The organism is Streptosporangium nanhuense (genome assembly GCF_059358815.1).
In genome coordinates this window covers 284,828-309,518 of the sequence record NZ_JCADBG010000009.1, presented here as the reverse complement: position 1 = coordinate 309,518, position 24,691 = coordinate 284,828, and the positions used below count along the sequence as shown (strand labels likewise).

Annotated in this window: 22 protein-coding genes; 9 read left to right on the top strand and 13 right to left on the bottom strand. The window is 71.0% G+C overall.

The window, feature by feature from the left end; all coding sequences use genetic code 11:
* Nucleotides 1-54: 54 nt before the first annotated feature.
* Nucleotides 55-1,239, top strand: coding sequence for an alpha/beta hydrolase (locus AC5L38_RS19805; RefSeq protein ID WP_495244276.1), 1,185 nt, complete (start codon nt 55-57; stop codon nt 1,237-1,239).
* Nucleotides 1,240-1,297: 58 nt separating this feature from the next.
* Nucleotides 1,298-1,552 carry a glutaredoxin family protein gene (locus AC5L38_RS19800; protein WP_495244275.1) on the top strand — a complete coding sequence of 85 codons (255 nt, stop codon included), beginning with the start codon at nt 1,298-1,300 and terminating at the stop codon, nt 1,550-1,552.
* A 131-nt stretch (nt 1,553-1,683) separates the two neighbouring features.
* Here the strand turns inward: AC5L38_RS19800 and nudC are convergent, their stop codons facing one another.
* The 6 genes from nudC to AC5L38_RS19770 form a co-directional block, all read right to left on the bottom strand.
* Nucleotides 1,684-2,661, bottom strand: a complete 978-nt coding sequence (gene nudC, locus AC5L38_RS19795; protein WP_495244274.1) for an NAD(+) diphosphatase — start codon at nt 2,659-2,661, stop codon at nt 1,684-1,686.
* 289 nt (nt 2,662-2,950) lie between these two features.
* The gene (locus AC5L38_RS19790; protein WP_495244273.1) at nt 2,951-3,586 is read right to left on the bottom strand and encodes a class F sortase; all 636 of its coding nucleotides are present in this window, start codon (nt 3,584-3,586) and stop codon (nt 2,951-2,953) included.
* Between the two features lie 2 nt (nt 3,587-3,588).
* On the bottom strand, nt 3,589-4,167 hold the full coding sequence (locus AC5L38_RS19785) for a GVDTG sorting domain-containing protein (protein WP_495244272.1): 579 nt from the start codon (nt 4,165-4,167) through the stop codon (nt 3,589-3,591).
* 96 nt (nt 4,168-4,263) lie between these two features.
* A complete protein-coding gene (locus AC5L38_RS19780) occupies nt 4,264-4,926 on the bottom strand; it encodes a response regulator transcription factor (RefSeq protein WP_362837064.1) in 663 nt (220 codons plus the stop codon).
* Nucleotides 4,927-4,999: 73 nt separating this feature from the next.
* Complete coding sequence (locus AC5L38_RS19775; protein ID WP_495244271.1) at nt 5,000-6,388, bottom strand: sensor histidine kinase; 1,389 nt, start codon at nt 6,386-6,388, stop codon at nt 5,000-5,002.
* A 27-nt stretch (nt 6,389-6,415) separates the two neighbouring features.
* On the bottom strand, nt 6,416-6,814 hold the full coding sequence (locus tag AC5L38_RS19770; protein ID WP_495244270.1) for a hypothetical protein: 399 nt from the start codon (nt 6,812-6,814) through the stop codon (nt 6,416-6,418).
* A gap of 177 nt (nt 6,815-6,991) precedes the next feature.
* On the opposite strand from AC5L38_RS19770, the gene AC5L38_RS19765 reads away from it, so the two are divergent.
* The 3 genes from AC5L38_RS19765 to AC5L38_RS19755 all read left to right on the top strand — a co-directional run bounded on the left by AC5L38_RS19765 (nt 6,992) and on the right by AC5L38_RS19755 (nt 11,867).
* Nucleotides 6,992-8,149, top strand: a complete 1,158-nt coding sequence (locus tag AC5L38_RS19765; protein ID WP_495244269.1) for an ATP-grasp domain-containing protein — start codon at nt 6,992-6,994, stop codon at nt 8,147-8,149.
* 119 nt (nt 8,150-8,268) lie between these two features.
* On the top strand, nt 8,269-10,146 hold the full coding sequence (locus AC5L38_RS19760) for an IucA/IucC family protein (RefSeq protein ID WP_495244268.1): 1,878 nt from the start codon (nt 8,269-8,271) through the stop codon (nt 10,144-10,146).
* Complete coding sequence (locus AC5L38_RS19755) at nt 10,143-11,867, top strand: IucA/IucC family protein (protein ID WP_495244267.1); 1,725 nt, start codon at nt 10,143-10,145, stop codon at nt 11,865-11,867. The genes AC5L38_RS19760 and AC5L38_RS19755 overlap by 4 nt, the downstream gene beginning before the upstream one ends.
* An 88-nt stretch (nt 11,868-11,955) precedes the next feature.
* Here the strand turns inward: AC5L38_RS19755 and AC5L38_RS19750 are convergent, their stop codons facing one another.
* A complete protein-coding gene (locus tag AC5L38_RS19750; protein ID WP_495244266.1) occupies nt 11,956-15,204 on the bottom strand; it encodes a penicillin acylase family protein in 3,249 nt (1,082 codons plus the stop codon).
* Between the two features lie 356 nt (nt 15,205-15,560).
* On the opposite strand from AC5L38_RS19750, the gene AC5L38_RS19745 reads away from it, so the two are divergent.
* On the top strand, nt 15,561-16,364 hold the full coding sequence (locus AC5L38_RS19745) for an SAM-dependent methyltransferase (RefSeq protein ID WP_495244265.1): 804 nt from the start codon (nt 15,561-15,563) through the stop codon (nt 16,362-16,364).
* Nucleotides 16,365-16,386: 22 nt separating this feature from the next.
* Here AC5L38_RS19745 and AC5L38_RS19740 read toward each other — a convergent pair whose 3' ends face one another.
* The 4 genes from AC5L38_RS19740 to AC5L38_RS19725 all read right to left on the bottom strand — a co-directional run bounded on the left by AC5L38_RS19740 (nt 16,387) and on the right by AC5L38_RS19725 (nt 20,723).
* Nucleotides 16,387-17,223: a carbohydrate ABC transporter permease gene (locus tag AC5L38_RS19740; RefSeq protein ID WP_495244264.1), complete on the bottom strand. Its 837-nt coding sequence runs from the start codon at nt 17,221-17,223 to the stop codon at nt 16,387-16,389.
* A gap of 3 nt (nt 17,224-17,226) precedes the next feature.
* Nucleotides 17,227-18,162 (bottom strand): carbohydrate ABC transporter permease, encoded by a 936-nt coding sequence (locus tag AC5L38_RS19735; protein WP_495244263.1) that lies wholly within the window; start codon nt 18,160-18,162, stop codon nt 17,227-17,229.
* A gap of 2 nt (nt 18,163-18,164) precedes the next feature.
* Complete coding sequence (locus tag AC5L38_RS19730) at nt 18,165-19,454, bottom strand: ABC transporter substrate-binding protein (RefSeq protein ID WP_495244262.1); 1,290 nt, start codon at nt 19,452-19,454, stop codon at nt 18,165-18,167.
* A gap of 99 nt (nt 19,455-19,553) precedes the next feature.
* The gene (locus AC5L38_RS19725) at nt 19,554-20,723 is read right to left on the bottom strand and encodes a trans-sulfuration enzyme family protein (protein WP_495244261.1); all 1,170 of its coding nucleotides are present in this window, start codon (nt 20,721-20,723) and stop codon (nt 19,554-19,556) included.
* A gap of 62 nt (nt 20,724-20,785) precedes the next feature.
* Between AC5L38_RS19725 and AC5L38_RS19720 the strand changes: the two genes are divergently transcribed.
* Nucleotides 20,786-21,802: a LacI family DNA-binding transcriptional regulator gene (locus tag AC5L38_RS19720; protein WP_495244260.1), complete on the top strand. Its 1,017-nt coding sequence runs from the start codon at nt 20,786-20,788 to the stop codon at nt 21,800-21,802.
* Nucleotides 21,803-21,864: 62 nt separating this feature from the next.
* On the opposite strand, the gene AC5L38_RS19715 is transcribed toward AC5L38_RS19720, so the two are convergent.
* Nucleotides 21,865-22,143 carry a cytochrome P450 gene (locus AC5L38_RS19715; protein WP_495244259.1) on the bottom strand — a complete coding sequence of 93 codons (279 nt, stop codon included), beginning with the start codon at nt 22,141-22,143 and terminating at the stop codon, nt 21,865-21,867.
* Between the two features lie 476 nt (nt 22,144-22,619).
* Here AC5L38_RS19715 and AC5L38_RS19710 point away from each other — a divergent pair, with 476 nt between their 5' ends.
* Nucleotides 22,620-23,132 (top strand): DUF6461 domain-containing protein, encoded by a 513-nt coding sequence (locus AC5L38_RS19710; RefSeq protein ID WP_495244258.1) that lies wholly within the window; start codon nt 22,620-22,622, stop codon nt 23,130-23,132.
* Between the two features lie 55 nt (nt 23,133-23,187).
* On the opposite strand, the gene AC5L38_RS19705 is transcribed toward AC5L38_RS19710, so the two are convergent.
* Nucleotides 23,188-24,093, bottom strand: a complete 906-nt coding sequence (locus tag AC5L38_RS19705; protein ID WP_495244257.1) for an EamA family transporter — start codon at nt 24,091-24,093, stop codon at nt 23,188-23,190.
* A 91-nt stretch (nt 24,094-24,184) separates the two neighbouring features.
* Here AC5L38_RS19705 and AC5L38_RS19700 point away from each other — a divergent pair, with 91 nt between their 5' ends.
* Nucleotides 24,185-24,667: an Lrp/AsnC family transcriptional regulator gene (locus AC5L38_RS19700; RefSeq protein ID WP_495244256.1), complete on the top strand. Its 483-nt coding sequence runs from the start codon at nt 24,185-24,187 to the stop codon at nt 24,665-24,667.
* Nucleotides 24,668-24,691: the final 24 nt, after the last annotated feature.

Here is a 24,691-nt window from a genome sequence, read left to right as displayed (position 1 = left end):
GCGGGCTTTTTACTCCACAATGGGGTCCGAACAATTCGGGGAAGGAAGAGGCCCGTGCGAACTGGGGTAACCGTGGGTGCGCTCGCCCTGGCGGCGGCGATGGTCGGGCCCGTGGTGGTGTACACGACCGCGCACGCCCACGCGTTCTCGGCTCCGGCCCAGCCCAGCGGCACGCCCGGTCCGGCGAAGGCCGGTGTCGGCGGGGCCACCGACACGGCCGGGGCCACTACCGGGCGAGCCTCCGGTACGGCGAGGTCCGGGGCGAGCCGCGCGGACGCCGGCACGTACGGCACGGCGAAGGCCAGCACGGGGGTCGCGGGCGTCGGCAGGGCCGGTGCGGAGGCGACCAGGGCCGGGGCCGGCACGACGGGCACGGCCAAGGCGAGGAAGCCCGGCACGCCCAAGAGCGGCGACCCGACACCCTCTCCGGTGCCGGATCCCGCCCCGCTGGCCCAGGGCACCGTCGTCAACACCGTCTCGTACGGCCCGCACGTCCGCCAGCGCATGGACATCTGGTACCAGACCGACGAGCTGAAGCGGCCCGGTGTCTTCCTGATCCACGGCGGCTGGTGGTCGTCGGGCGACAAGAAGTACATGACGGAGATAAGCCGGAGCTACGCCGAGCAGGGCTACGTCGTCTTCAACATCAACTATCGCCTCTCCACCGACGCCTCCTGGCCGGCCCAGCGCACCGACACCCTCGACGCCATCGCCACCGCGCGGCGGCACGCGGCGCTGTGGTCCTTCGACCCGAACCACTACGTGATCGTCGGCTTCTCCGCCGGAGGCCACCTGGCCGGTGCGGCGGGCACCTACAAGAGCCGCCTGCCCGGCCTGCGCGGTGTGGTCGGCATCTCCCCCGTGATCTCCCCGCTCACGGCGTACACCGAGGGCACCGACACCTACGACCTGGAGAAGCGCAAGCTGCGCGAGTCGGCCATCAAGCTGGCCGGAGGCTGCGAGCCCACCGGCAGGTGCGCCAGGGTCTGGGCGAGCATGGAGGTCCCGTGGCACGCGAGCCGCGGTGACGCGCCCATGCTGGTCGTGCACTCGGAGGACGAGTTCGTCTCGGCGGAGCACGGCAAGCAGCTCAAGGAGCACCTGCGCCAGGTCGGCGTTCCGGTGACGATCGTCTCCGAGCCCGGCATCGAGCACAGCGCGCCTCTTTACCGGCTGCCCGGCGTGGCGGAGCGGGTTCAGCAGTGGGTCGCGGAGAAGCTGCTGTCATCGGGAAGATGAACGGGCCTCGCTTTGTTGCCAATGGCGCCGGACATCACATGAGGGGATTTCTCACGACATGGCGCTGACTGTGTACACCACGACCTGGTGCGGCCCCTGCAAGCGACTGAAGAGCCAGCTCAGCCGCGAGGGGATCTCCTACAACGAGATCGACATCGAGAGCAACCCGGACGCCGCCACGTTCGTCATGAGCGTCAACAACGGCAACCAGGTCGTCCCCACCGTCGTGGTCGACTCTCCGACCGGCCGGGTCGTCAGGACCAACCCCTCGGTGATCGAGGTCAAGCGCATCCTGGCGGGCGCGAGCGCGTAGCCGCTCCGCGGCCGAGCCCCGGTTCCCTCATCCGGGCGCCGGGGCTCTCGCCTGCCGGGAGGGCCCTGCCCCGCGCGACCTCGGTACGGACCCCGCGCGACCTCGGTTCGGCCGGCTGCCGGTGAGCGGGTCTACCAGTCGCCGGTCAGCGGTTCGCCGTACCAGGTCTCGATGAGCCTGCGGGCGATCGACACCTCGGACGGCAGGCGCACCTCGCCGCTCTGCGTCGCGGCCAGCAGCTCGGCGCGGCTGAACCAGTGGGCCTCGGCGATCTCCTCGGGATCGAGGACGAACTCCGTCGACGTGGCCCTCGCGAAGAAGCCGAGCATCAGGCTGCGCGGGAACGGCCAGGGCTGGCTGCCCATGTAGCGCGGCTCGGTGACGCGCACGCCGACCTCCTCGGCCACCTCGCGCGCCACGGCGTGCTCCAGGGACTCTCCCGGCTCGACGAACCCGGCCAGCACCGACAGCCGCCCCTCGGGCCACTGCGGCCCCCTGGCCAGCAGGCACCTGTCATCGGCATCGTGGACCAGCATGATCACCGCGGGGTCGACCCGGGGGAAGTGCTGGCTGCCGTCCTTGGGGCAGACACGCACGTGCCCGCCCGCGCGCACCTCGGTGCCGCCGCCGCACCGGGGGCAGAACTCGTGGGTGGAGTGCCAGGCGTCCAGGGCGACCGCGTACACCAGCAGCCCGGCGTCCAGGTCGCCCAGCAACGATCCCACCTGGCGGAGCCCGGCGGTGAGGGTCTGGTCCTCCCCCAGTTCCGAGGGGGGCAGCGGGGCGACCATCCGGGCGAAGGAGCCGGTGTGGACGCTGTCGGCCAGCGGCGCCGCCACGGCGAAGTAGGCGACGCCCTCGGCGTCGACACCGAGCAGGTAGCGCTCGCCCTCCGGCGCCTCGGCCGTGGGCAGCAGGACCAGCTTGACCTCGCCGCCACTGCGCCGGACCAGAGCCTGCCCGTCGTCGACGACCACGACCCTGGTCGCGGTGTCGGCCCAGGTCCTTTCGAGCCACTCGGCGTCGCCGCGAAGCATCGCCGATCGGTCGATGGCACTGCGCGCGAGCAGCAGCGGCCCCAACAGTCCTTCTTGCGCCGTGATCTCCACGCTGTTCCGCCTCCCCAACCGAGTGCACATACTATGCCGCCGGACGAGACCTTCTTCGCCCGTCCCGGCGTACGGGCGGGAGGGGGAAACACGCGTCTCAGCACATCACCGGCTTTTCCCTTCTCCCTGCCCTCCCTCTCCTCCCTGTGCTCCGTCCTGTTTCTTCCGGTACGGGGTGGCCGAGGATCAGCGGTCGGGACACGGACGGAGGCGCGGGGACCGGGGCTCGTCTCCCGGTACCCGCGCCTCTCGTGGCACGCTTCCCCTGCTGTTCCGTGGTGCCGCGCCGTCAGCTCGCGAAGACGATCACGTTGTCGCGGTAGCTGCGCCGCTCGCGGTCGAAGGTCCCGCCGCAGGTGATGAGCCTCAGCTCGGCTCCCTTGGTGGAGCCGTACACCTGCCTGTCGGGGATCCGGCTCTTCGGGAATCGGGCCAGGCGCCGGACGGTGAAGGTCACCGTGCTTCCGTCGGCCCTGTCGACGTGGACGCGGTGGCCCGGACGGAGTTTCCCGAGCCGGTGGAAGACGGCGGGCCCCGTCCTGGAGTCCACGTGTCCGGCGATGACCGCCGCACCGGCCTCGCCGGGCTCGGGACCGGCCTTGTTCCAGCCCACCCTGTCGAAGCGCACCGGGGCGACCAGCTTGTTCCTCGCGTCCAGTTTCAACGCGGTCACCGCGGTGGAGAGCCCGATCGCCGGGACGCGGAGCCGCACGGGGTTGGCGACCTCACCCCTGGCCGGAGGTCGTACGAACCGGGCGGCCGTGAAATCCCCGGAGGTCGCGGAGGTCGCGGAGGTCGCGGAGGTCGTGAGAGCTTCGGAGGCGGTGGAAACCGGGGAGGCGCTGTGCGCGGCCACCTCGGTGGAGCACGCGGTCATGGCCACGAGGGCGGAGAGAGCGGCCACGAGGGCACCGGGGGTTCGCACGGTCAGCTCCCCGAGGTGAATCGGCGGTTGAACCAGAAGCCGCCACCCGCCAGCAGCCCGGCACCGGCCAGTCCCACCGGCACCCAGAGCGGCACGCCCTCCTTCTCCGCCATCCCGCCGAACCCGGTCTCCACACCACCGGCAGGAGCCCGGTCGTCGTCATCGTCGTCATCACGCGACGCACCACCCTGACCGGCGTCCACACCACCCGCGGGAGCCCGGTCGTCGTCATCGTCGTCGTCACGCGATGTGCTGCCCTGGCCGGTTTCCACGCCGCCCCGGGGGAGGTCGTCGTCCCGGTCATCGGCGGGGCCGGCTCGCCGGTCGTCCTGGTCATCGCGGTCATCGCGGTCGTCGCGGTCGTCGCGGTCATCCCGGTCGTCGTCACCGCCGTCGTCGTCATCGTCACCATCTCTGTCATCGTCATCGTCATCGTCGTCGTCCGCGACGTCGACCACCGCCGTGGACGAAGCCGGGAACGCGGACGCCTGGGCCGCCGGGACGCCGGCGAGGACGCCGGTGGTCCCGAGTCCGAGGGTGATCGCGATGGCGAGCAGGGTCCGCCGTGGTTCCAGGCTCATCTGGCCCTCCTGAAGGTCGTTCCGCACCTTCTGTGCGGATGACTCCAGATTTCCGGTGGCCGGTGGATCCACCATGAGCGCGAGATGAGAGGGCTCTCACCGGACCCGCAGACGGTAGCCGGACCCCCGGACGGTCTCGATCCGCTGGTTTCCCAGCTTGCGGCGCAGGTAGCGGACGTAGACGTCCACCACGTTCGAGCCGGGGTCGAAGTCGAACCCCCACACGTGGCTGAGCAACTGCTGGCGGGTGAGAACCTGGTCGGGGTGGCGGCAGAAGATCTCCGCGAGGGCGAACTCGCGGGTGGACAGGTCGACGGAGCGCTCGCCCACGTGGGCCCGCCGGGTCCGCAGGTCCAGGGCGAGGTCGCCGACGCGCAGGACGGTCGTCTCCGGGACGCGCTCCGGGCGCAGGCGGAGCCGTACCCGCGCCAGCAGTTCCTCGAAGGAGAAGGGCTTGGCTAGGTAGTCGTCGGCCCCGCCCTCAAGGCCGGCGACGGTGTCGGCGACGCTGTCGCGGGCGGTGAGGATGATCACGGGGATGGTCGCCATCTCCTGCCGGAGCCGGCGCAGGACCGTGAAGCCGTCGCTCAGCGGAAGCCCGATGTCCAGGATCATCAGGTCGAAGCGACCGGCACGGGCGTACTCGTACGCCGCCACCCCGTCCGCGACGACGGTGGTCGTGAACCCGTTGCCTCTCAGGCCCTTCTCCAGGAAGGACGCGATCCGGCCCTCGTCCTCGGCTATCAGGATGCGGTTCACCCTCGGCTCCTCACTCGGGGACTGTCAGGTTTGGGCCTTCCCCGCCGCGCGGCGCGGAAGGACGTCGGGGGCATCAGTGCTCGTACGGGAGCGTCATGGGGATCTCCTCGTACGGGAAGGAGATCAGGAAGAGCGCCCCGCCCCCGTCGGACGGGTGGACCCGTGCGGTGCCCCGGTGCGCCTCGGCGATGGAGCGGACGATGGCGAGGCCGAGTCCCGCGCCGTCGTGCGACCCGGTGCGGCCCGCGCCCCGGACGAAGCGGTTGAAGATACGTTCGCGATCCCGCTCGGGCACGCCGGGACCGGTGTCGCGCACCCACAGCTCCACCTGGCCGTCCCGTACGGCGGAACCGACCGCGATCAGGTCTCCTGGGCCGGTGTGCCGCACGGCGTTGGCCACGAGCTGGATCAGCGCCTGGGTGAGGCGCTGCCGGTCGGCCGTGACCTGTTCCTCGGCCACCTCGTCCACCCGCCAGCGGCGCTCCCCCAGGGCGCGGGCCTTGGCCACGACCTCGACGGTCAGGTCGGCAAGCTCGACCTCGCCGAGGGTGAGGAAGCCCGGCTGCTCCGACCTGGCGAGCATGATCAGGTCGTCGACGATCCGGTTCATCCGTCCCAGCTCGTCGGTGACCAGGGCCAGGGTGGCGGTCCGCTCCTCGGGGTCGTCTCCCATGAGTTCGAGGTGGCCGCGGACGACCGTGATCGGGGTGCGCAGCTCGTGCCCGGCGTCGTCGAGGAAGTCGCGCTGCACGGCGAAGGCTCGTTCCAGCCGGTCGAGCATGTGGTTGAAGGTCGCGGCCAGCGCGGAGACGTCGTCGTCGCCGGAGACGGTCAGACGCCGACTGAGATCGCCGGAGCCGCCGATCCGCTCCGCCGTCTGACGGACCAGCCGCACGGGGGCGAGGACCCTTCCCGCGACGAACCACCCGCCCGCCCCGGCCAGGAGCAGCGCCGCCAGCGCGGTGAGGCCCAGCACGCGCACCGCCTCATCGACCTCACGGCGTTCGAGGTCGTAGAAGACGACGGCCACGAAGGCGCCCTCGACCTCGCCGTCGGCGATCACGGGTGCGACCGCCCAGCGGACGAGCCCGGCCGTGCTGGGGGCCCAGTCCCAGGTGGGTTCGGTCGCGGCGGCCATCCGCGCCACCAGCGCCCGGTCGGTGTCGAGCACGGCCGGGGGTTCGGCGTACGTGCGCCAGCGGACCTTCCCGTCCAGGATCACGAAGAAGGTCTCGTGGCGGTCGGGCGCGTTGACCTTCAGGTACTCCTGGAGCAGCGCCGGCGGGGAGGCGGTCGAGTTCTTCGCGTACCAGTGGAGTTTCTCCACCTCGTTGGCCAGTTCGGCGTTCACCCGGTCCTCCAGCCTGACCAGCAGGATGGTCCAGGTGGCGAACACCGAGACGCTCAGGGCGAGGGCGACGACCGCGAGCGTCCACCCCACGATGCGGGTCCGTGCGCTCACCGCCCGGCCGCTGCCGTTGTCGCGGTCTCAGTCGTCGCCGTCATCGCCGCCGCCGTCATCGTCGTCGTCATCGTCATCTCCCCCGCCTCGCGGTGGCGGTGGCGGCTGTACCCGCTCGGCCCGTTCCCTTCCGGTCAGGCTGGACGCGCCGGGCCCGCCCGAGGTCGCGGAGGCCGGTGGTGTCCGGTCGTCCCGCGCCTTCGGGTCGCCGGACGCCCCGGGGTCGGCCGGTGTCGTGGAGCCTGTGGAGGACCGTGGCTGCGCGGTGCCCGTCCCGGCCGTCTCGTTCCCGCGGTCCCGGTCGACCACGACGGCCTCCCCGAGGCTGCCGGAGTTGCCCTGGACCAGTATCACGACCGCGAACATCGCGACCGCGGTGACGAGTATCCCGATCACCATGCTGACGGTTGACGTCCTGCGGCTCATGGCGTCCACGCTAGGCGCCGTCACAGGAGATCAGGCTGGGATGGAGATGAGAAGACTCTCATCATCGGGCGACACGGACATGTACTGTCAATAAACCGATCGCCTCCGCGCTCCGATCGGCCTCAGGCTAGGATCACCGAGTTAGGTTAGCCTTGCCTGATATCGGGGGTCCCTGCATTGCGGCTGTACCTCACCGCGCTCAAACCGACGGACTCGGTCACCGACGGATTCCTCCCGGCGGCACGCGCGCTCGGCTGTGAGGTCACGATCCTCACCGACCGCCCCGAGCGGCATCGCGACTCCGGGGCGGAGGTGCTCCTCTGCGACGTACGCGACGCGCGGGCCGTGGTCGACACCGTCGCGCACCACCGCCCCCCGGACGCGATCTTCTCGAACTCCGACCACATCCAGGCGGAGACGGCGCTCGCCGCCGCCTACTTCGGCCTCCCCGGCAAGGACTGGCGGGCCTGCGTCGACACCAAGAACAAGGCCCTCACCCGGCGACGGCTGGCCGCCGCCGGGGTCGAGACCGTACGTTCCGCGCGGCTGGCACCGGCCGACGCGCCGCCCGCCGACATGCCGTTCCCCGCGGTCGTGAAGCCGCGCGAGGGCGTGGCCAGCGAGGACGTCGTGCTGGTCCGCGACGCGGGCGAGCTCGCGAGGGCCGTCGCGGCCATCCGGGACAGGCGGCCGGGAGAGACGCTGGTCGTGGAGGAGTATCTCGACGGGCCCCTGCACACGATGGAGACGCTCGGCGACGGCGAGCGGATCAGGGTGCTCGGCGGGTTCCGCACCACCCTCGGGCCGCTGCCGCACTTCGTGGAGGAACGGCTCGACTGGGAGCCGCCACCGGGCCGTGAACATGTGCTGCGGGCACTGGAGGCGCTGCGGGTGGGGTTCGGGGCCTGCCACACCGAGTACGTGATGACCCCGGCCGGGCCCCGGATCGTCGAGGTGAACTACCGGGTGATCGGCGACCACTGCGACTTCCTGCTGGCGAGCGTGCTGGACGCGCCCCTGTTCGAGCTCATCCTCGGCGTGCATCTCGGGGCGGAGCCGAAGCTTCCCGATGGGGCGGGGGGGCACGCGACGGCGCTGAGCCTGGTCGCCGACCGCGCGGGGACCGTGGTGAGGTCTCCCGGGACGATCGTTCCGGCGCCCGGCGATCCGGTCCGGATCTGGCATCGGCCGCTGCGCGCCGTGGGTGACCGGATCGACGTGAGCAACACCAACCGCGACTACATGGGCATCGTCCGCGCGATCGGGCCCGACCGGGCGCGCGTGGACGCGGCCGTCGCGGCCTTCACCGCCGAGAACCCGTGGGTGGTCGCATGAGCCGTGAGTCCACGGGCGGCCGGACGAACCGGGGAATCGCGAGCGACCGCGCGCACCGGGGATCCGCGGACGACCGCGTACGCGGGGAATCCACAGGCGACCGCGCGAAGCGAGGATCCATGGGCGAGCGCACGAGCCGAGGACCCGCGAGCGACCGCGCGAACCGGGGATCCGCGGACGACCGCGTACGCGAGGAGTTCACGGGCGACCGCGCGAAGCGAGGATCCATGGGCGAGCGCACGAGCCGGAGGTCCGCGGGCGAGCGCGTGAGCCGGGGACCGGCGGGTGAGCGCGTGCGCGGCGGTGGTTCCGTGAGCGGGCGGGAACGATACCTCGCCGGACGGGTGCTGAACGCGCTCCTGCGCGAGGACTACGGCGGCCTGGCCGGGCGGGTGACCCGCAGCAAGGACGGCGTCGCGCTGGTCCTGCCCGGGGGCAGGCGGGTCCGGCTCACCCCGGGCTCGCTGTTCCAGGACTTCGTGGCGGCCCCGGAGGAGGCGCTCCGCCTGGAGGAGGTCCTGGGCACCCTGCGGGAGATCTCCGCTCCCGCCGACGCCGCCGGGGTCGAGTCGTTCGTCACGGAGTGCCGCGAGGCGCTGCGCGCCCTCGACCTCCACGACGTCCACCGCGAGGAGGTGCTCGCCAGGCTGGAGGCGACCGTACCCCCCGCCCGCACTCATGCACCGGACCGCGAAAGCGGGCACGCGACGAGGAACGGGAACGGGGCCGCGCGGGCGGCGAGTGGCGGGCGCGACGGCATGTGGTACGAGACGCTGGCCGCGTTCGTCGATCACCCCGTCTATCCGACGGCCCGGTCCCGGAGCGGCCTGTCCGACGAGGACCTGACCGCGTACGCGCCGGAGTTCGCGCCCGTCTTCGAGCTGCGCTGGGCCGCGGTGCCCAGGGAGCGGGTCGTCGGGGCGGAGCCGCCGGGGGCGCCCGGATTCCCCGCCGTCGGCCTGGCCGCGGACCTCGCGCGGACCCACGTGCTGTTCCCCGTGCACCCGCTGACGGTTCCCGCCGTCGAGGAGATCCCGTGGACGGTCGTGGCCCCGATCGCGCGTCTGGAGGTGCGGCCCACGCTGTCGATGCGCACGGTCGAGATCGCCCCGGGCACCCACCTGAAGCTGCCGCTGACCACCAGCACCCTCGGGCTGCGCAACCGGAGGTCCCTCAAGCCGGACACGCTCGCCGACGGGGCGCGGGCCGAGCTGCTCCTGCGGGCCATGCCCGACCCGGAGGTGCTCCTGGCCGACGAGCAGACGTACGGGCACGCCGGGCACGAGTACCTGGGCTGGCTCCTGCGCCGCCACCCCGCGGGTGAGGTCGTCCCGGTCGCGGCGCTGACGGCACCGCTGCCGGGGGGCGGGCTGGTGGTGGAGGAGCTCGCGGAGAGGTGGTCCGGCGGGGACGTCGCCGGGCTGCTCGGCCGGTACCTGCGGGTGCTGTTCCGCTTCCACGTGCGGCTCTTCGTCAGGTACGGCACGGCGCTGGAGGCCCACCAGCAGAACCTCTCGCTGGTCTTCGGCACGGAGGGGGCGGCGGGCGAGGGTGGCTTGCGGCTGCTCGTCAAGGACAACGACGGCCTGCTGACCTCGCCCGACAGGCTGCGGGACGCCGGGCTCGCGGTGCCGGGCTTCGCCGACGCGCGGATGTTCACCGACGACCCGCACGCTCTCGCCGACGTGTTCGTGACCATCACCCTGCACCTGGCCGCCGCCGCCGTGACGTTCGGCGCGCTGCCGCCGCCGGCGGCCTTCGAGCTGGTCCGCGGCACGCTCGCCGAGGCGCTCGACGCGTACGGGGAGGACCCGATGGCCAGGCTGCTGCGGGCCAGGACCCTCGACGCCGCCCGGCTGGTCGGCAAGTCGATGATCACCGCCGGGACCCTGGTGGACAAGGCGCGCACCGGTGCGCGGGACGTGAACAAGTTCTACGGCACGAGCGGACCGAACTATCTCCGCCAGCCCTCCCAGATCACGCAAAGGACGACATGACGAGCCTCGCCCTCGACTCACCCGCCGTCGCCATGGCCATCGCCGAGGAGGCCTCCGTGTCGGCGCTGCTGCGCTGCTGCGTAAGGGAGATCGCGGGACCTCGCGGACAGGTCAGGCACGAGGGACCGTACGTGCTGCTGCGCGTCGCGGGCACCCACCTGCGGGCGCGCACGCACGGCGGGCTCGCGCTGCGCTTCGCGGGGCGGCCGGAGTGGCTGGAGAACGGCTCCTGGCAGCCGCTCTCGGCGGACCTGCTCGTCCGGCTGGTGGAGGCCGAGCTCGGCGAGGGCGACAACGAAAGCGAGGGCGAAAGCGAGGGCGGGCGTCAGGGCGGGGGTCAGGGCGGGGGTCAGGGCGGGGGGAACGACGAGTTCGCCGCCCAGGTGGCCGCGAGCAGGGACGCCCTGGCGACGCTGGTCGCGGCCCGGCGGGAGGTCCCGCCACCCGCCGACCCGTGGCTGGCCTCGGAGCAGGCGCTCGTCCTCGGGCACCCGTTCCATCCCAGCCCGAAGGCGCGCGGCGGCGAGGGCTGGCTGCGCTACGCGCCCGAGGCGCACGCGAGCTTCCCGCTGCGGCTGCTCGGGGTCAGGGACGACGTGCTGGCCGGGGCGGGTGACACCGGCGCGCTCGACGAGCTCGGCCAGGCGCCGCCCGGCTACTCGCTGCTGCCCGCGCACCCGTGGCAGCTGGAACTGCTCGCGGCGGACCTGGCCGCGCCGCTGGCCGACGGCCGCCTGATCGACCTGGGCGACAGCTCCCGGATGGCGGTTCCCACGTCGTCGGTCCGCACGGTCTACGAGCCGCTGATCGACCGGTGCCTGAAGTTCAGCCTGGACGTGCGGATCACCAACTGCGTGCGGAAGAACTCCTGGTACGAGCTGGCCGGCGCGGTCGAGCTGAGCCGTCGCCTCGAACCGGTGTTCCTCGACCTGGCCGCCGCCTTCCCCGGCACCCGCTGGCTGCCCGAACCGGGCTACCGCTCCGCCGAGCTGGGCACCCGGCTGCTGGAGGGGCTCGGCGTGATCGTCCGGATGGGCCCGTGGTCGGTCTGCAGGCCGGGGGTGACCCCCCTGCTGAGCGGCGCGCTGGCCGCCGGGCGGCAGGGGGCCGACACGGTGCCGGGCTACGTGCCGGGCCACGTGCCGGGCCCGGCGGATCCGTCACCGGGTGGCGCGCCGACCATGGCCGGGTGGCCGGTGGCCGATCCGGCGCGCTGGTGGCGGGCGTACGTGGAACGCGTGGCGCCGCCGGTGCTCGACGCCTACCTCGGCCACGGCGTGGTGCTGGAACCCCACCTGCAGAACGTCCTGATCGGCGTGGACGCCGAAGGGATGCCCGTGGAGGCCGTCTTCCGCGACCTGGAGGGCACGAAGCTCGTCGCCGGGCGGCACGACCTGTCCGGGCTGCCCGGCCGGGTCGCCGAGGCGCTCACCTACGACGCGGCCTCCGGCTGGAACCGGGTGGTCTACTGCCTGATGGTCAACCACCTCGCCGAGATCGCCGCCTCCCTGGCGGGGACCGGGTCCACCCGGGAGCTGTGGGCGGTGGCCGGGGAGGTCCTGGAGAAGTACGCGGCGTCGCGCGGATGGCCCCCGCCGCTGTCGGACCTGCTGTCGGGGGCGTCGCTGCCGGCCAAGGCCAACCTGTCGGTCCGGTGGGCGCGCTCGGCGGACCGCTCCGCGGGGTACGTGACGGTCGCCAACCCGCTGGCCACGGCCTGACGTCCCTCGAAGTTCGGTTCCCGACGTAACGGTGGGAGACGACGGCGATGGTCGCCGCCGTCTCCCGTCCGCTATGCCGGGGTGCTCGTCACCGGGGATAGACCTCCAGCTCGTAGAGGGAGTAGCCGTGCGACGTCCCGCGCGTGACACCCTGCATGCGAACGTAGCGGGCGCTGGTCGGGGCGAACCTCACGTTGTCCACGCCCCCGTTCCCGGTGGTGGTGGAGTGGACGGTGGTCCAGGTGGAGCCGTCGGCCGAGGTCTGGATCGAGTACGCGGCCCCGTAGGCCGCCTCCCAGCGCAGCAGGACCCTGGACACGGTCGTGGCCGCCCCGAGATCGACCTGGAGATACTGGTTGTCGCTGGACGAGCTCGACCACCGGGTGGTCGGGTCGCCGTCGACGGCCCTGCCCGCCGGGTAGAAGAGCTGGGTGCTCGACGCCCTGGCGCTCTTCCCCTCCGCCACGTTGGCGATCGCGTCCCCCCGGTGGGCGGGGAACGACACGACCTGCTGGTAGGTCGGCCGGTTCTGCCAGGAGATCAGCGAGTGCTTGATCCCGCCGAGCGGTGACTGCTCGACGGCGTCGGAGCACCACTGGTCACCGGCCGAGCACACGTCGTCCGCCGGGTAGGTCGTGGTCGCGGGCTCGGCGAGCGCCGCAGCCAGGCTCTCCAGCAGGACGGTGCGGCAGCCCGCCACCGTGCCGTTCCCGCAGTACTTGGCGGGCAGCGGCCCGGAGACCGGGTCGCCGAGGACGCTCCTGAGGTCCTTGCTCACGTAGCCCCACCAGCCGTACTGGAACGCCGACCCCTTGTGCGTCTGGGCCTCGTTCGCGGAGGTGGGCAGGGTGGACTTGTCTCCCTGCTGGTGGCCGGAGGGTGACTCGTTGATCTGGATGGCGTTGACCACCGCCTGGTAGAGGCCGTCGCCCAGTCCCGGCCTGAACTGCGCGCGGACGAGCTTGGGCCACCACGCGTCGAACGCGCGGATCGCCTCGGCGTGGGCGTACGCCTTGCTGCCCGGCGTGGTCTCCAGCCTCCTGGAGCCCGCCGACGTCCAGGCCGACAGCTTGGAGACCGCCGAGGCGAGGGCCGGGTCGGTCACCGCCGCGCTGTTGATCACCCTGAGCAGGTCGGGCAGGACCTTCTTGCCGCGCAGGTCGGTCACGGCGGCATCGGCCATGATCTTCGTGGTGCCCGCCCGGTCGAGCTTGCCGCTTCCCGACAGGGCCGCCTTGACGGGGGCGTCCAGCAGGTCGACCCGGTGGACGGGGCCGAAGCTGAAGTTGCCGTCCGCGGCGCCGTAGTCCTTGGCCTGCTTGTTGTTCCAGCTGACGAAGTAGTCCTGGTTGACCGCCTGCGGGTGGGTGGCGGGGGCGGTGTAGGTCGCGGTGTTGGCGGCCGGGTCGTAGCCCGCCCACTCGTGCGCCGCGTCGGCCGTCATCGGCAGGTTCGGGTCGGACACCGCGGACCTGACCGGGGTGTTGCCCGACATGAAGTACGCCGAGTCCCTGGAGTTGACGTAGAACCAGTTGAACGCGAAGCCGATGGTCGAGGCCGAGTTCGTGAACGCCGCCGGGTCGCCCATCGCCGCCGGGTCGTTGAACATCTGGAAGCCGATGGCCGAGTCGACCTCGTGCCGGTAGGTCGAGCGCAGCGTGGTGAAGGCGGTGGGCTGCCCGTTCACGGTGCCGCGCCAGCTCACCAGGCCGTACTTCGTGCGCTGGATGACGAGGTCGTACGAGCCGCGCGCGGTGGAGTCGGCGACGGTGGGCTTCCACGAGTTGGTCTTCCGCAGCGTCTCCATCTCCGTGCAGACGCCCCGGTAGAGGTAGTGGTTGGACGCGGTGGTGACCGCGCCGCCGCCGGGGGCGCAGAGCTGGAGGGCGTACGTGTCGGTGAGGTCCTGGCCGCTGGAGGTCGCGCTCCAGGCGTAGTCGGTGCCCCGGCCGAGCAGCACGTAGAGGTTGAGCCCGGCGAAGGCGGCGCCGCGCGCCCGGATGCCGGGTCCGGAGAGCTCCTGCAGCATGAGCAGCTGGGGGGCGAAGTAGCCCGTCTGCGGGCCGAACACCGCGACCGGGTTCCCGGTCGACGACTTGGCCGCCGAGACCACCACGGCGTTGGACATGCCGGGCTTGGAGTTGTCGACGAGCAGCCCGTCGAGCACGCCCTTCTGCGCCGAGGCCGGGGCCGGGGAGGTGGCCGAGCCGGTCTCGTTCGCGGTGATGTCCACCGGCGTCGTCGACGGGTCGGGCAGGACGACCCCGGTGGCTCCGGCGGGCGCGTTGCCGAACGGGAAGCTCTGCCCGTTGTGCAGGGTGAGCGTCGTCTCCGGGTCGTTCTGCGCCCGGAACGCCGACCAGACCTGGTCGCCGGCCGTCGTGCCGTACTTGGCGCGGGCCGCGACCCGCACCAGGGCCGACTGCATCTCCGCCCCGCCGCCGCCGCCGAACAGGCCGCCGATCACGCCGGAGATCGCCACCAGGTCGGTCATGGTGAAGTCCACCGGGCCGCCCGCGTTGGTGATCGCGTCGAGGTGGCCGGTCAGGACGTACTCGCCGGGGCAGTTGCGGTCCGCCATGCAGCGGTCGATGTAGGCGTTGACGCCGGCGATGTAGTTCTCCACGTCGCTGTAGAGCTGCGCGCCCCGGGGACCGGAGTCCCTCACCCTGACGATCTGCGCCTGGAGGTCCGCCTCGGTGTAGGGGGAGTTGCGCCAGGCGCTCTGCTCCAGCGCCCGGTTGCCCGGCGCGCCTCCCGCGAACGGGGTCAGCTCGCCGCGGCCCACGTGCCGCATCAGGTCCATCACCCACAGGCGGTCCTGCGCGCCCGCGTACCCGGCGCCGAACATCGTGCCCTCGCGGGTCGTCCCGGTGATGTGCGGGGTGCCGGTCGCCCTGTCGCGGACGATCGTCACGTCCGGCCGAGGGCTCGTGGTGCTCTCCACCTGTCCCGCGGGGACGCCGAACGAGGCGTCGTTGAAGAAGTTCGCGATCTGGTCGTCGGTCAGGCCGGTGTAGCCGGACAGGAGGTTCGCGTACCTGCCGAGCTGGTCGTCGCTGTGTCTCGGCTTGGTGCCCAGGGTCTGGTGGGCGAGGATCCCGGCCAGGGTGGCGTTGCCGTTCTGCCCCGGGGGCAGGATGTCGGAACACTCGCCGAGGCAGTAGTCGTCGGGAGGGAGAACGGCCGCCGCCGTGGTGCCGGACGCGGTTCCAGACGCGGTTTCGGCCACGGTTTCGGACGCGGTGGCGGATGCGGGCACGACGGGGGATGCCAGCGCGAGGACCAGCGACAACCCGGAGGCCGCCGTGATCACCCGCCGGAGACGTGCATGCATTAGGAGGGTCCCCTAAACATGAGGCGTACTCGGATGGTGAGAGGAACATACGTTCAGGCCAACAGCGAATCAATGGGCACTGTGATAATCGGCCGTACCGCATGTGACCGGTTGTCAGGAAAGCCGGTCGACCCCTTCGCGGAGCCCGGGGGCCGGGGTCCGGCGACCCCGTGGGAGGGGTCACCGGGTTTGTCCCCGCGAGCGGCGGACGTTCGCCGGCAGGGTGAGGAACGGCGGGTTCGGCCCCTCTGGGCGAATGACGGTCAGACAGGCATCGATCGCCCTATCTCACTGCCAAAACGTGAAAGACTCTCTAAGATCAAACCCAGATAAGTGCTGGAGAGTCTGGAGAGACCGTGGATGATCAGGCTTCGCCGGCCGGGGTCGACCCGAGCGTGCCCAATGTCGCCCGGATGTACGACTACTACCTGGACGGCAAGGACAACTTCGCCGCCGACCGGGACGCGGCCGAGCAGATTCTGAAGCTCTTTCCCGACACCCGCGACTCCGCGAAGGAGAACCGGGCGTTCCTCGCGCGCGCGGTACGCCACCTGGTCGAGTCGGGTGTCCGCCAGATCGTGGACCTGGGGTCCGGGCTGCCCACGCGGGGCAACACGCACGAGATCGCGCACGAGGTCGCGCCCGAGACGCGCGTGGTCTACGTGGACTACGACCCCGTCGTGTGCGCGCACAGCCGGGCGATCCTGGGCAAGGGCGAGAACGTCACCGTCGTGCAGGCCGACGTGCGCAACCCGGAGGGGCTGCTGGCCGAGCTGCGCGAGCACGTCGACTTCGACCGGCCCGTGGCGTTCCTGTTGCTCGCCATCCTGCACTTCGTCCCGGACGAGAACCCCGACGGCGCGGGCGCGTACGAGATCATCGAGCGGCTGCGCAAGGCGAGCGCGCCGGGCAGCCACCTCGTTCTCAGTCACGCGATCGACGCCCGCCCCGACAACACGCCGGGGGCGCTGGAGGTCTACAAGCGGGCCACCGAGGCGCTGAGCCTGCGCACCCACGAGGAGATCGCCCGCTTCTTCGACGGCTACGAGCTGGCCGAGCCCGGCCTGGTGTTCCCCTCGGACTGGCGCCCCACCGACCCGCCCCTGTTCGAGCGGCGCAACGCCCCGATCGGTTACGTCGGGGTGGGCCGCAAGCTCTGACCGTCATGAGGGCGCGGCGGTGTCAGCCCTTGACCGCGCCCGAGGTCAGGCCCTCCACGATGTAGCGGCGGGCGAAGGAGAACAGCACGAGCGTCGGGATGACCGAGACCACCGTCGCGGCCGCCATCGGGCCCCAGTCGATGTCGTACTGCGTGATGAACGAGTTCATCGCGACCGGGATGGTCTTGGTCTCCTCGCTGTCGATGAAGGCGATCGCGAGGAAGAGCTCGTTCCAGCACTGCACGAAGCCGAAGATGAAGGTGGCGGCGATCCCGGGCAGCATGACGGGCACGACCACGCGAACCATCGCCGTCAGCCGCGAGCAGCCGTCGACCATGGCCGCCTCCTCCAGCGCGGCGGGGACCCGTTCGTAGAAGCCGCGCATGATGATCGTCGAGAACGGGACGAGCATCGCGACGTAGACGAGCATCAGCCCGCTCAGCCGGTTGAGCAGGTCGAACCCGGACATCATCAGGTACAGCGGGCCCAACGCGATGAACAGCGGGATCATCTGGGTGACCAGGTAGGCGAGCATGAGCGCCCCGCGCCCCGGGAAGTGGAAGCGGGCCAGCACGTAGCCGCCCAGCACGCCGGTGGCGGTGACCACCGCCGCCGAGACCAGCGAGACGACCAGGCTGTTGCCGAGGTACGTGCCGAAGGAGGCGAAGGAGAAGAGCTCGCGGTAGTGCTCCAGCGTGGGGCTGCCGGGGAGATAGCGCAGCGGCACCGCGAAGATCTCCGAGGTGGGCTTCAGCGAGGTGACGACGATCCAGTAGAGCGGGAAGACGGTGATCAGCAGCCAGACGCCGAGGACCACGGCCTCGGCGATCCGGGCGGGCAGCGGGGCCGGACGGTTCACGGGTCAGTCCCTCGCCTTCTCGAACCGGGTCGCGTTGAGATAGAAGACGCTGAACGAGAGCAGGAGCCCGAGGACGAAGATCCCAATTGCCCCGGCCTTGCCGTAGTCGCCGTTCTGCACCTGCTCGATGAGGTAGGTCGTGGCGATGTGCGTGCTTCCCGCCGGACCGCCGCCGGTCATCGAGTAGATGAGGTCGGGGAAGTTCAGGATCCAGATGACCCGCAGCAGGACGATGAGCACCAGCGTCGTCCGGATGGACGGCAGCGTCACGTGGCGGAACTGCCGGAAGCGGGAGGCGCCGTCGACGTCGGCCGCCTCGTACAGCTCGCGGGGCACCGACTGGAGCGCGGCGATGATCATGATGGCGAAGAACGTCACGCCGTACCAGACGTTGGCGATGATGATCGAGGCCATCGCCCAGCCGGGTGAGGACAGGAAGGGGATCGGCTCGTCGGCCAGCCCGGTCTTGATCAGCAGGTCGTTGACGACACCGAACTCGCCGTTGAACATCCAGCGCCACAGCAGGCCGATGAGGAAGCCCGACATCGCCCAGGGGAAGAAGACCCACGCCTGGTAGAGCCCGCGCCCCCGGAAGTGCCTGCGCAGCAGCAGCGCGAGGCCGAAGCCGAGCACGAGCTGGAACAGCACGGACACGAACACCCAGATCCCGGTGTTGGCCAGCGCGGTCCAGAACTGGTCGTCGCCGAGGACGGCCCGGAAGTTCTCCAGCCCCACGAACGGTGTGGAGGTCAGGTCGAACAGGTTGTAGCGCTGGAACGCGAGCACGCCGCCCCGGATCATCGGGTAGTACGTGAACACCGCGACGAACACGACCCCGGGCAGCAGGCAGAGCGCGATGAAACGGGCCCGCCTGGCGTCGAAGACGGGCCGGGCCGCGCTGCCGGTGCCGCCGGTGCCCGGCCCGGTTCTCTCCGCCACCGTCACGAGGTCTTCTTCGTCGCCTGGTCCGTCCAGAACGCGTCCCAGGAGGCCAGGACGTCAGCGGCCGTCTTGCCGCCGGTCAGCAGGGACTGGATGTCCTTGTCGGCCGCCTGCTGCCACTCGCTCCAGCCCGGGTAGTCGACCGGCCGGATCGTGATCACCTGCTTGTCGTCCCGCTGGGCGTCCAGGTACGCCTTCCAGGCCCCCTGGGAGAACTCGGGGTCCTGCTCGGCGGCCTTGGCGATCGGGATGAGCGAGTTGCCCTTGGCGAACCTGACGCTCTGCGCGCTCTCGCTGAGGAACTGGACCAGCCTGGTCGCCTCGTTCTTGTACGTGCTGAAGGACGTCACGCCCCAGCCGGCGTACCCGACGGGCTGCAGGGCGTACCCGCCGGGGCCCTTCGGGATCGGCGCGGCGCTCCACCCGTCCTTGGGAACCCCGCTCTCCTGGATCGTCTTGATCACTTCGGGGTCCTGGACGAGCATGCCGGTGACGTTGGAGGTGAAGCCCTGGACCATCTCCGGGAAGCTCCACGAGACCGAGTCGGCCGGGGAGGCGTCCTTGAACAGGCGGACGAACAGGTCCATCGCCTGCGCGGCCTCCGGCGTGGACCAGATCGTCCTGCCGTCCTTGAGGAAGAACGACTTCTCGGTGTCCACCTTGTCGCCGTTGAAGGCGCTGACGATCAGGACGGCGTAGTCGAAGCCGCCCTTGCCGCCGCGGAAGGAGTATCCGTAGCGGCGCTTGCCCTTGTCGGTGAGCCGCTTGGCGGTGTCGTACAGCTCCTGCCAGGTGGCGGGCGGCTGCGCGACGCCTGCCTCGCGCAGCCAGTCGGAGCGGTAGAAGAGCACCTTCTCGTAGAAGCCGTAGGGGATGAGGTACGGCTTGCCGCCCACCTCGACGGCCTTCTTCCGGGCGAGCTCGGTCAGCTCGTCCCAGCCGGGCCAGCCCTGCGTCGGGAGCTCGGCGAGCCAGCCGTTGTTGGAGAACGACTTGGCGGTGTGGTCGCGGACCTCCAGGACGTCGACGCCCTTCTTGGTCTGCAGCACCTGGGTGATCTTCTGGTCGGCGCTCTCCAGGGGCGGCGAGATCAGCTCGACCTTGACCCCCGGGTTCCGCCGCTCGAAGTCGGCGAGCAGGCTCCGCAGGAGCTTGGTGCGGTCCGGGCTGGTGAGGCTCTCGATCATGCGTAGCCTCACCGTGCCCGCGGCGTCGTCGGCGCCGCAGGCGGCCAGCGTCACGGTCAGCACGCCGACCATCAGGGCGGCGAACCTGGGGGGTGTTTTCATGATTTTCCCCAAAGGGGTCGGCTCAACGGAGGGCAGTGCCTTTGACAGCGCTGTCACAACTTTGGATGACGGGGATGCTACGGAGCCCCCGGTGGTCCGTCAAGACTTCTCCAGGGCGTTCGCGAGATCGGCGATCAGCGTGGCGGGGTCCTCCAGGCCCACCGACAGACGGACCAGTCCCACCGGGATCTCCATGGTCGCGCGCACGGAGTCCAGGGTGGTGAGCGCCGGGGCGTTGACCAGGCTCTCGTATCCGCCCCAGGACACGCCGACGCGGAAGTGCCGCAGCGCGTCCACGAACCGGCCCACCTCGGCGACCTCCTCGGTGTCCAGCTCGACGCTGAAGACACTGGAGAAGCCCGTCATCTGGGTGCTCGCGAGATCGTGCCCGGGGTGGTCCGGCAGGCCCGGATGGTTGACCGCCCGGACCGCCGAGTGCTTGACCAGGAACTCCGCCACCCGCAGCCCGCGCTCCTGGTGCGCCGCCATGCGGATCGGCAGGGTCCGCAGCCCCTTGATCGCCTTGCTCGCCTCGTGGGCGGACAGCGCGGCGCCGTACAGCTGGTACTCGGTCAGCGCCAGCGGCCTGACCAGGCGCGCGGGGCCCGCCACGACGCCGCCGACGAGGTCGCTGTGGCCGCCGATGTACTTCGACAGCGAGTGCACGACCAGGTCGACCCCCATCGTGAGGGGCTTCTGGAAGATGGGCGTCGCCCAGGTGTTGTCCATCACGGTGGTCAGCCCGCGACCGCGCGCCCACCCGGCGAAGGCGCGGATGTCGATGACCCCGTAGCGCATGTACGAGGGTGACTCCAGGTAGAGCATCCTGCTGTTCGGCTTGACAGCGCTATCAAGCGCGGCAGGATTATCGGTGTGCACAGTCGTATGCGACACCCCGAACTTCTCCAGATAGCGGAGGAACTGGGTGGTCGGCCCGTAGACCGCTCCGAGCACGATCACGTGGTCGCCCGCGGAGACCAGCGAGGAGATCGTCGCGGCGATGGCACCCATGCCGGAGCCGAAGCACTTGGCCCGCTCGGCCCGCTCCAGCGCGGCGAGCTTGCGCTGGAGCAGGTCCACCGTGGGGTTGGTGCCGCGCGAGTAGACGTAGTTCTCGTCCTCGGCCGCCAGGCTCTCCGACAGCTCCCGCGCCGTGGGAAAGGTGAACAGGGAGCTCTCGAAGACCGGCGGGTTGACCGCGCCCAGCATCCAGGGCTCGTCCTCGCCGTACCTGCTGCAGATCCAGTTGTCGTCGATGTCTTCGTACATGACTGCGCAAGGTACAACATGTTCCGGAAGATCTGTCCGACCGCTCCGGGAAAAGGATGGGGATGACTCCTCGCAGGACCACGATGGCCGACGTCGCGCGCCACGCGGGGGTGAGCCTCAAGACGGTCTCCCGGGTGGTGAACCAGGAGCCCCACGTGAAGCTGGACGTGGTGCGGCGCGTCCAGGACGCGATCACGACGCTGGGCTTCCGGCGCAACGAGGCCGCCAGCCGGCTGGCCAGGGGCGGCTCGGTGCTCACCCTGGGCCTGGTGATCGAGAACATCTCCAACGAGTTCTACTCGCGGCTCGCCAAGGCCGTGGAGTCGGCCGCCTCGGCGCACGCGGCGCTGGTGGTGTTCGGCAGCTACGAGGAGCGCGCCGACCGCGAGGTCATGATCATCGAGACGATGTACGGCCGGGGCGTGGACGCCATGGTCATCGTCCCGACCGCCGGTGACCACACCTGGCTGGCGGAGTACGTCGCGAGCGGGCTCACCGCCGTATTCGTCGACCGCGTGCCCGAGGGGCTGCCGGAGGTCGACGCCGTGCTCCTCGACGCCGACGCGGGCGGCCGGATCGCCACCGAGCACCTGCTCGCGTACGGCCACCGGCGGATCGCCCTGATCTCGGACAACGACCCGCTGAGCTCGGTGCACGCCCGCGCCGAGGGACACCGCGCGGCGATGCGCGCGGCCGGGGTCGCCGTGGACCCGGCGCTGTGCGTGACCGGCGTGTTCGACCCCTGGCGGGTCGAGCAGGAGGTACGGCGGCTGCTCGCGCTGCCCGATCCGCCGACCGCGTTCTTCGCGACCAACAACCGCGCCGCGCTCGGCCTCGTACAGGCCCTGCGCGACCACGCGGGCCCCCGCCCGGCCTTCGTCGGCTTCGACGACTTCGAGATGGCGGGGGTCTTCAACCCGGGGATCACCGTGGTCCGCTACGACGTCGGCCGCCTCGGCAGCGCGGCGGTGGAGCTGCTGCTCGCCCGGCTGCGCGATCCCGCGCGCCCGAAGCAGCACGTGACCGTGCCGGTCGAGCTCGTCGTCCGGGGTTCAGGAGAGCTGCCGCCACAGAGGTGACGCCCCCCGGGGGACCCGGGGGGCGTCACCCCGGTGGCCTCGTTCAGGTGCCGGAGGCTCGTTCAGGTGCCGGAGGTAAGCAGCGGCAGTTTCCGTACCCCGGTCATGCTCGGGCTCGGGATGAAGCGCGGCGGCTCGTCCGGGTCGGTGCGCAGGTGGGGAAAGCGGTCGAGCAGCAGGTCGAGCGCGACCTTGCCCTCCAGGCGTGCCAGCGGCGCGCCGATGCAGAAGTGGATGCCCCGGCCGAAGCCGAGGTGGGGGTTGGGGTCGCGGGAGGGATCGAAGACGTCGGGGTCGGCGAACTGCCTCGGGTCGCGGTTGGCCGCCGCGATCCAGACCATGAGGAGCTGGTCGGCGGCTCGGCGGGGGCCCCGCGTGCGTCGAGGCTCCGGTCGGCGCCCGTGTCCGTCCGCCCTGATCGCTCTGATTACCCTGATCGCTCTGACTTCGTGACCAATTATGAAATCTGGTCAACAAGTCAGACGGTAGACCTCCCTCCAGGAGCGGACAAGCCCGGATCGCGTTCCGCACAGCGCTGCGGGTGGCCGAACTCGTTCCGCCGGTCAAGCGCGTGATGTTCCCCGGCCACCACGCCGCAGCGGCCGGCCGGGGATGAGCGCGATCCCCGCCGGTGCCGAACCGGGGTGCCGTCGACGAACGTGTCACCAGCCGTATGCCGCAGTTCATCGGACGGTCAGAGCGGGAAACGGGACACCGCTCCGCGGGCCGGCACACTCCGCTCGCGACCGGCGCAGGTTTCCGTCGGGCCCGCATGCCAAGATTCCCGTGATCTGCCCCCGAAGAAAACAGGATCGCCGTGAGCGTCTACAGCTGGCTTGATGACGATGCGTTCTGCGCGACGCATGTCCGCGGCCTCACCCCGCACGAGGCGTTGACCCGCCTCGGTATCGAAGTGTTCGACGGTGACGACGAGGAAGGCGAGATCGAGGAGGGTCTCATCCGCGCCCATCCAGCCGAAGGCGGCACCATTCTGAGCGAGTTGAACGGCTACGCCGGCACGCTGGACGAGGTGTTGCGGCCCTTGTCCGCCGGAACGATCACGGCAAGCGTCTTCGTCAACGTCAACAGCGTCGCGGACTTCGTCCACTACGCGGACGGCCGCAAGGCCCTGTCGTTCGACCCGCTGATTCCCCATCCCGCGGAAGACGCCCAAGCGGCCTACCTGTCCGACCGGATCGAACTCGGCCTGGTTCACGGCAACTCGGAAGGCGGGCTTGCCGCCGCACGGCGCCTGGCCGAGCGCATCACCGGGGTACGGCCGAACGCCTCCACCCGCATCGTGACCGCCCACGGCTTCCTTGATTACTGACAGCGCTCTCCTTCCTGTCCTCCCCGATCAGGAGTTGCACCGGTTTCTCCACAGCTCAGGTGATCTGCGTCGTTGCGGACGGTGCTGTCGGTGAACCGGCCTTCCCGGGCGAACCGGCTTCCTCGGGCGTGTCGGCCTCTTCGGGGGAGCCGGTTCGGAGCTCGCGGTGGAGGACGACCGCCAGCACGACGAGCGCGACCCCGGCGAGTTCGACGGGCGTGGGGAACTGCCCGAGCACCACGACGCCGATCACCGTGGCCGTGGCGGGAAGCAGCGCCACCAGCAGCGCGTACGTGGAACGGGCCATGCGGGCCATGGCGAGCTGGTCGAAGACGTACGGGATCACCGACGAGCAGATCCCGACCCCGATCCCGGCGGCGAGCGCGACCGGGTCGGTCAGCGCGGGGGCGGCCTGCCACAGGGCCACCGGCGTGACGAACACCGAGGCGAGGAGCATGGCGGCGGCGAGCCCGTCGATGCCGCCCGCGCCACGCGGGGACCTGGCCGTGCGGTGGGCCAGCACGATGTACGCGGCGAACAGCGCCGCGTTGGCGAAGGCGAACACGAAACCCAGCGGTTCCCCGGCCAGCCGGACGTCGGCCAGCACGTAGACACCGCCGACGGCCGCCACGAGCGCCGCGAGGTTGCGGATCGTACGGGCGCCGAGCGCGGCCAGCGCGATGACGGGCAGGAACTCGATGGCGGCGACGGTACCGAGCGGAAGGCGGGCTATCGCCAGGTAGAAACACACGTTCATGCCCGCGAGCACCGCGCCCCAGGCGACGATCGTGTACCGGCCCTCGGTGTCGAGGCGGGCGAGGACCCGCCAGGGCCGACGCCAGAGCGCGAGAACGAGCGCGGCGCTCCAGATCCTCAGGCCCGCCACCCCGAGCGGCGCGAGCCTGGCGAACAGGAGCACGGCGAAGGCCGGGCCGAGATAGTGGAAGACGGCACTCCCCATGAAATAGGACCACGGGGGCACCGCGGAAAGAAGGGCGCGAGGCCCTTTGAGCGGCATGGTCCCATCGTCGAGCAGCCCCTAATTTAGGAGAATGGCGAATCGAAGGGTCAGCCCCGAGCGGGCGTACGAACCCAAGGGAATCGACGCCCTCGACCTTCGTATCCTCACCGAGCTGCAGGCCGACGCCAGGGTGAGCTTCGCCGAGCTGGGCCGCCGGGTCGGCCTGTCGGCGCCCGCGGTGGCCGACCGGGTGCGGCGGCTGGAGGAGTCAGGCGTGATCACCGGCTATCGCGCCGAGGTCGACCCGCGGGCTCTGGGCTTCCCCGTCACCGTGATGGTCAGGATCCGCCCGGCGATCCGCGAGCTGCGGCGCATCGCCAAGATCGCCAAGGAGGTCCCCCAGATCGTCGAGTGCTACCGGATGACGGGCGACGACTGCTTCTACTTCACGATGCACCTGCGGACGGTCGCGGAACTCGAACCGATCCTCGACCTGTTCACCCCGTACGGTCACACGACCACGTCCCTCATCCACACCGCGCCCGTGCCGCGCCGCCCCCTGCCCCTGAGCTGATCCACGGTCCGGAAGCCGTGCGCC

What these genes read in the sequence shown, in the direction of transcription:
- AC5L38_RS19800 (WP_495244275.1), top strand. Translation starts at nt 1,298, where the DNA reads ATGGCGCTGACTGTGTACACCACGACCTGGTGCGGCCCCTGCAAGCGA.
- AC5L38_RS19785 (WP_495244272.1), bottom strand. Translation starts at nt 4,167, where the DNA reads ATGAGCCTGGAACCACGGCGGACCCTGCTCGCCATCGCGATCACCCTC.
- AC5L38_RS19770 (WP_495244270.1), bottom strand. Translation starts at nt 6,814, where the DNA reads ATGAGCCGCAGGACGTCAACCGTCAGCATGGTGATCGGGATACTCGTC.
- AC5L38_RS19760 (WP_495244268.1), top strand. Translation starts at nt 8,269, where the DNA reads ATGGGCGAGCGCACGAGCCGAGGACCCGCGAGCGACCGCGCGAACCGG.
- AC5L38_RS19755 (WP_495244267.1), top strand. Translation starts at nt 10,143, where the DNA reads ATGACGAGCCTCGCCCTCGACTCACCCGCCGTCGCCATGGCCATCGCC.
- AC5L38_RS19750 (WP_495244266.1), bottom strand. Translation starts at nt 15,204, where the DNA reads ATGCATGCACGTCTCCGGCGGGTGATCACGGCGGCCTCCGGGTTGTCG.
- AC5L38_RS19730 (WP_495244262.1), bottom strand. Translation starts at nt 19,454, where the DNA reads ATGAAAACACCCCCCAGGTTCGCCGCCCTGATGGTCGGCGTGCTGACC.
- AC5L38_RS19725 (WP_495244261.1), bottom strand. Translation starts at nt 20,723, where the DNA reads ATGTACGAAGACATCGACGACAACTGGATCTGCAGCAGGTACGGCGAG.
- AC5L38_RS19720 (WP_495244260.1), top strand. Translation starts at nt 20,786, where the DNA reads ATGACTCCTCGCAGGACCACGATGGCCGACGTCGCGCGCCACGCGGGG.
- AC5L38_RS19715 (WP_495244259.1), bottom strand. Translation starts at nt 22,143, where the DNA reads ATGGTCTGGATCGCGGCGGCCAACCGCGACCCGAGGCAGTTCGCCGAC.
- AC5L38_RS19705 (WP_495244257.1), bottom strand. Translation starts at nt 24,093, where the DNA reads ATGGGGAGTGCCGTCTTCCACTATCTCGGCCCGGCCTTCGCCGTGCTC.
- AC5L38_RS19700 (WP_495244256.1), top strand. Translation starts at nt 24,185, where the DNA reads ATGGCGAATCGAAGGGTCAGCCCCGAGCGGGCGTACGAACCCAAGGGA.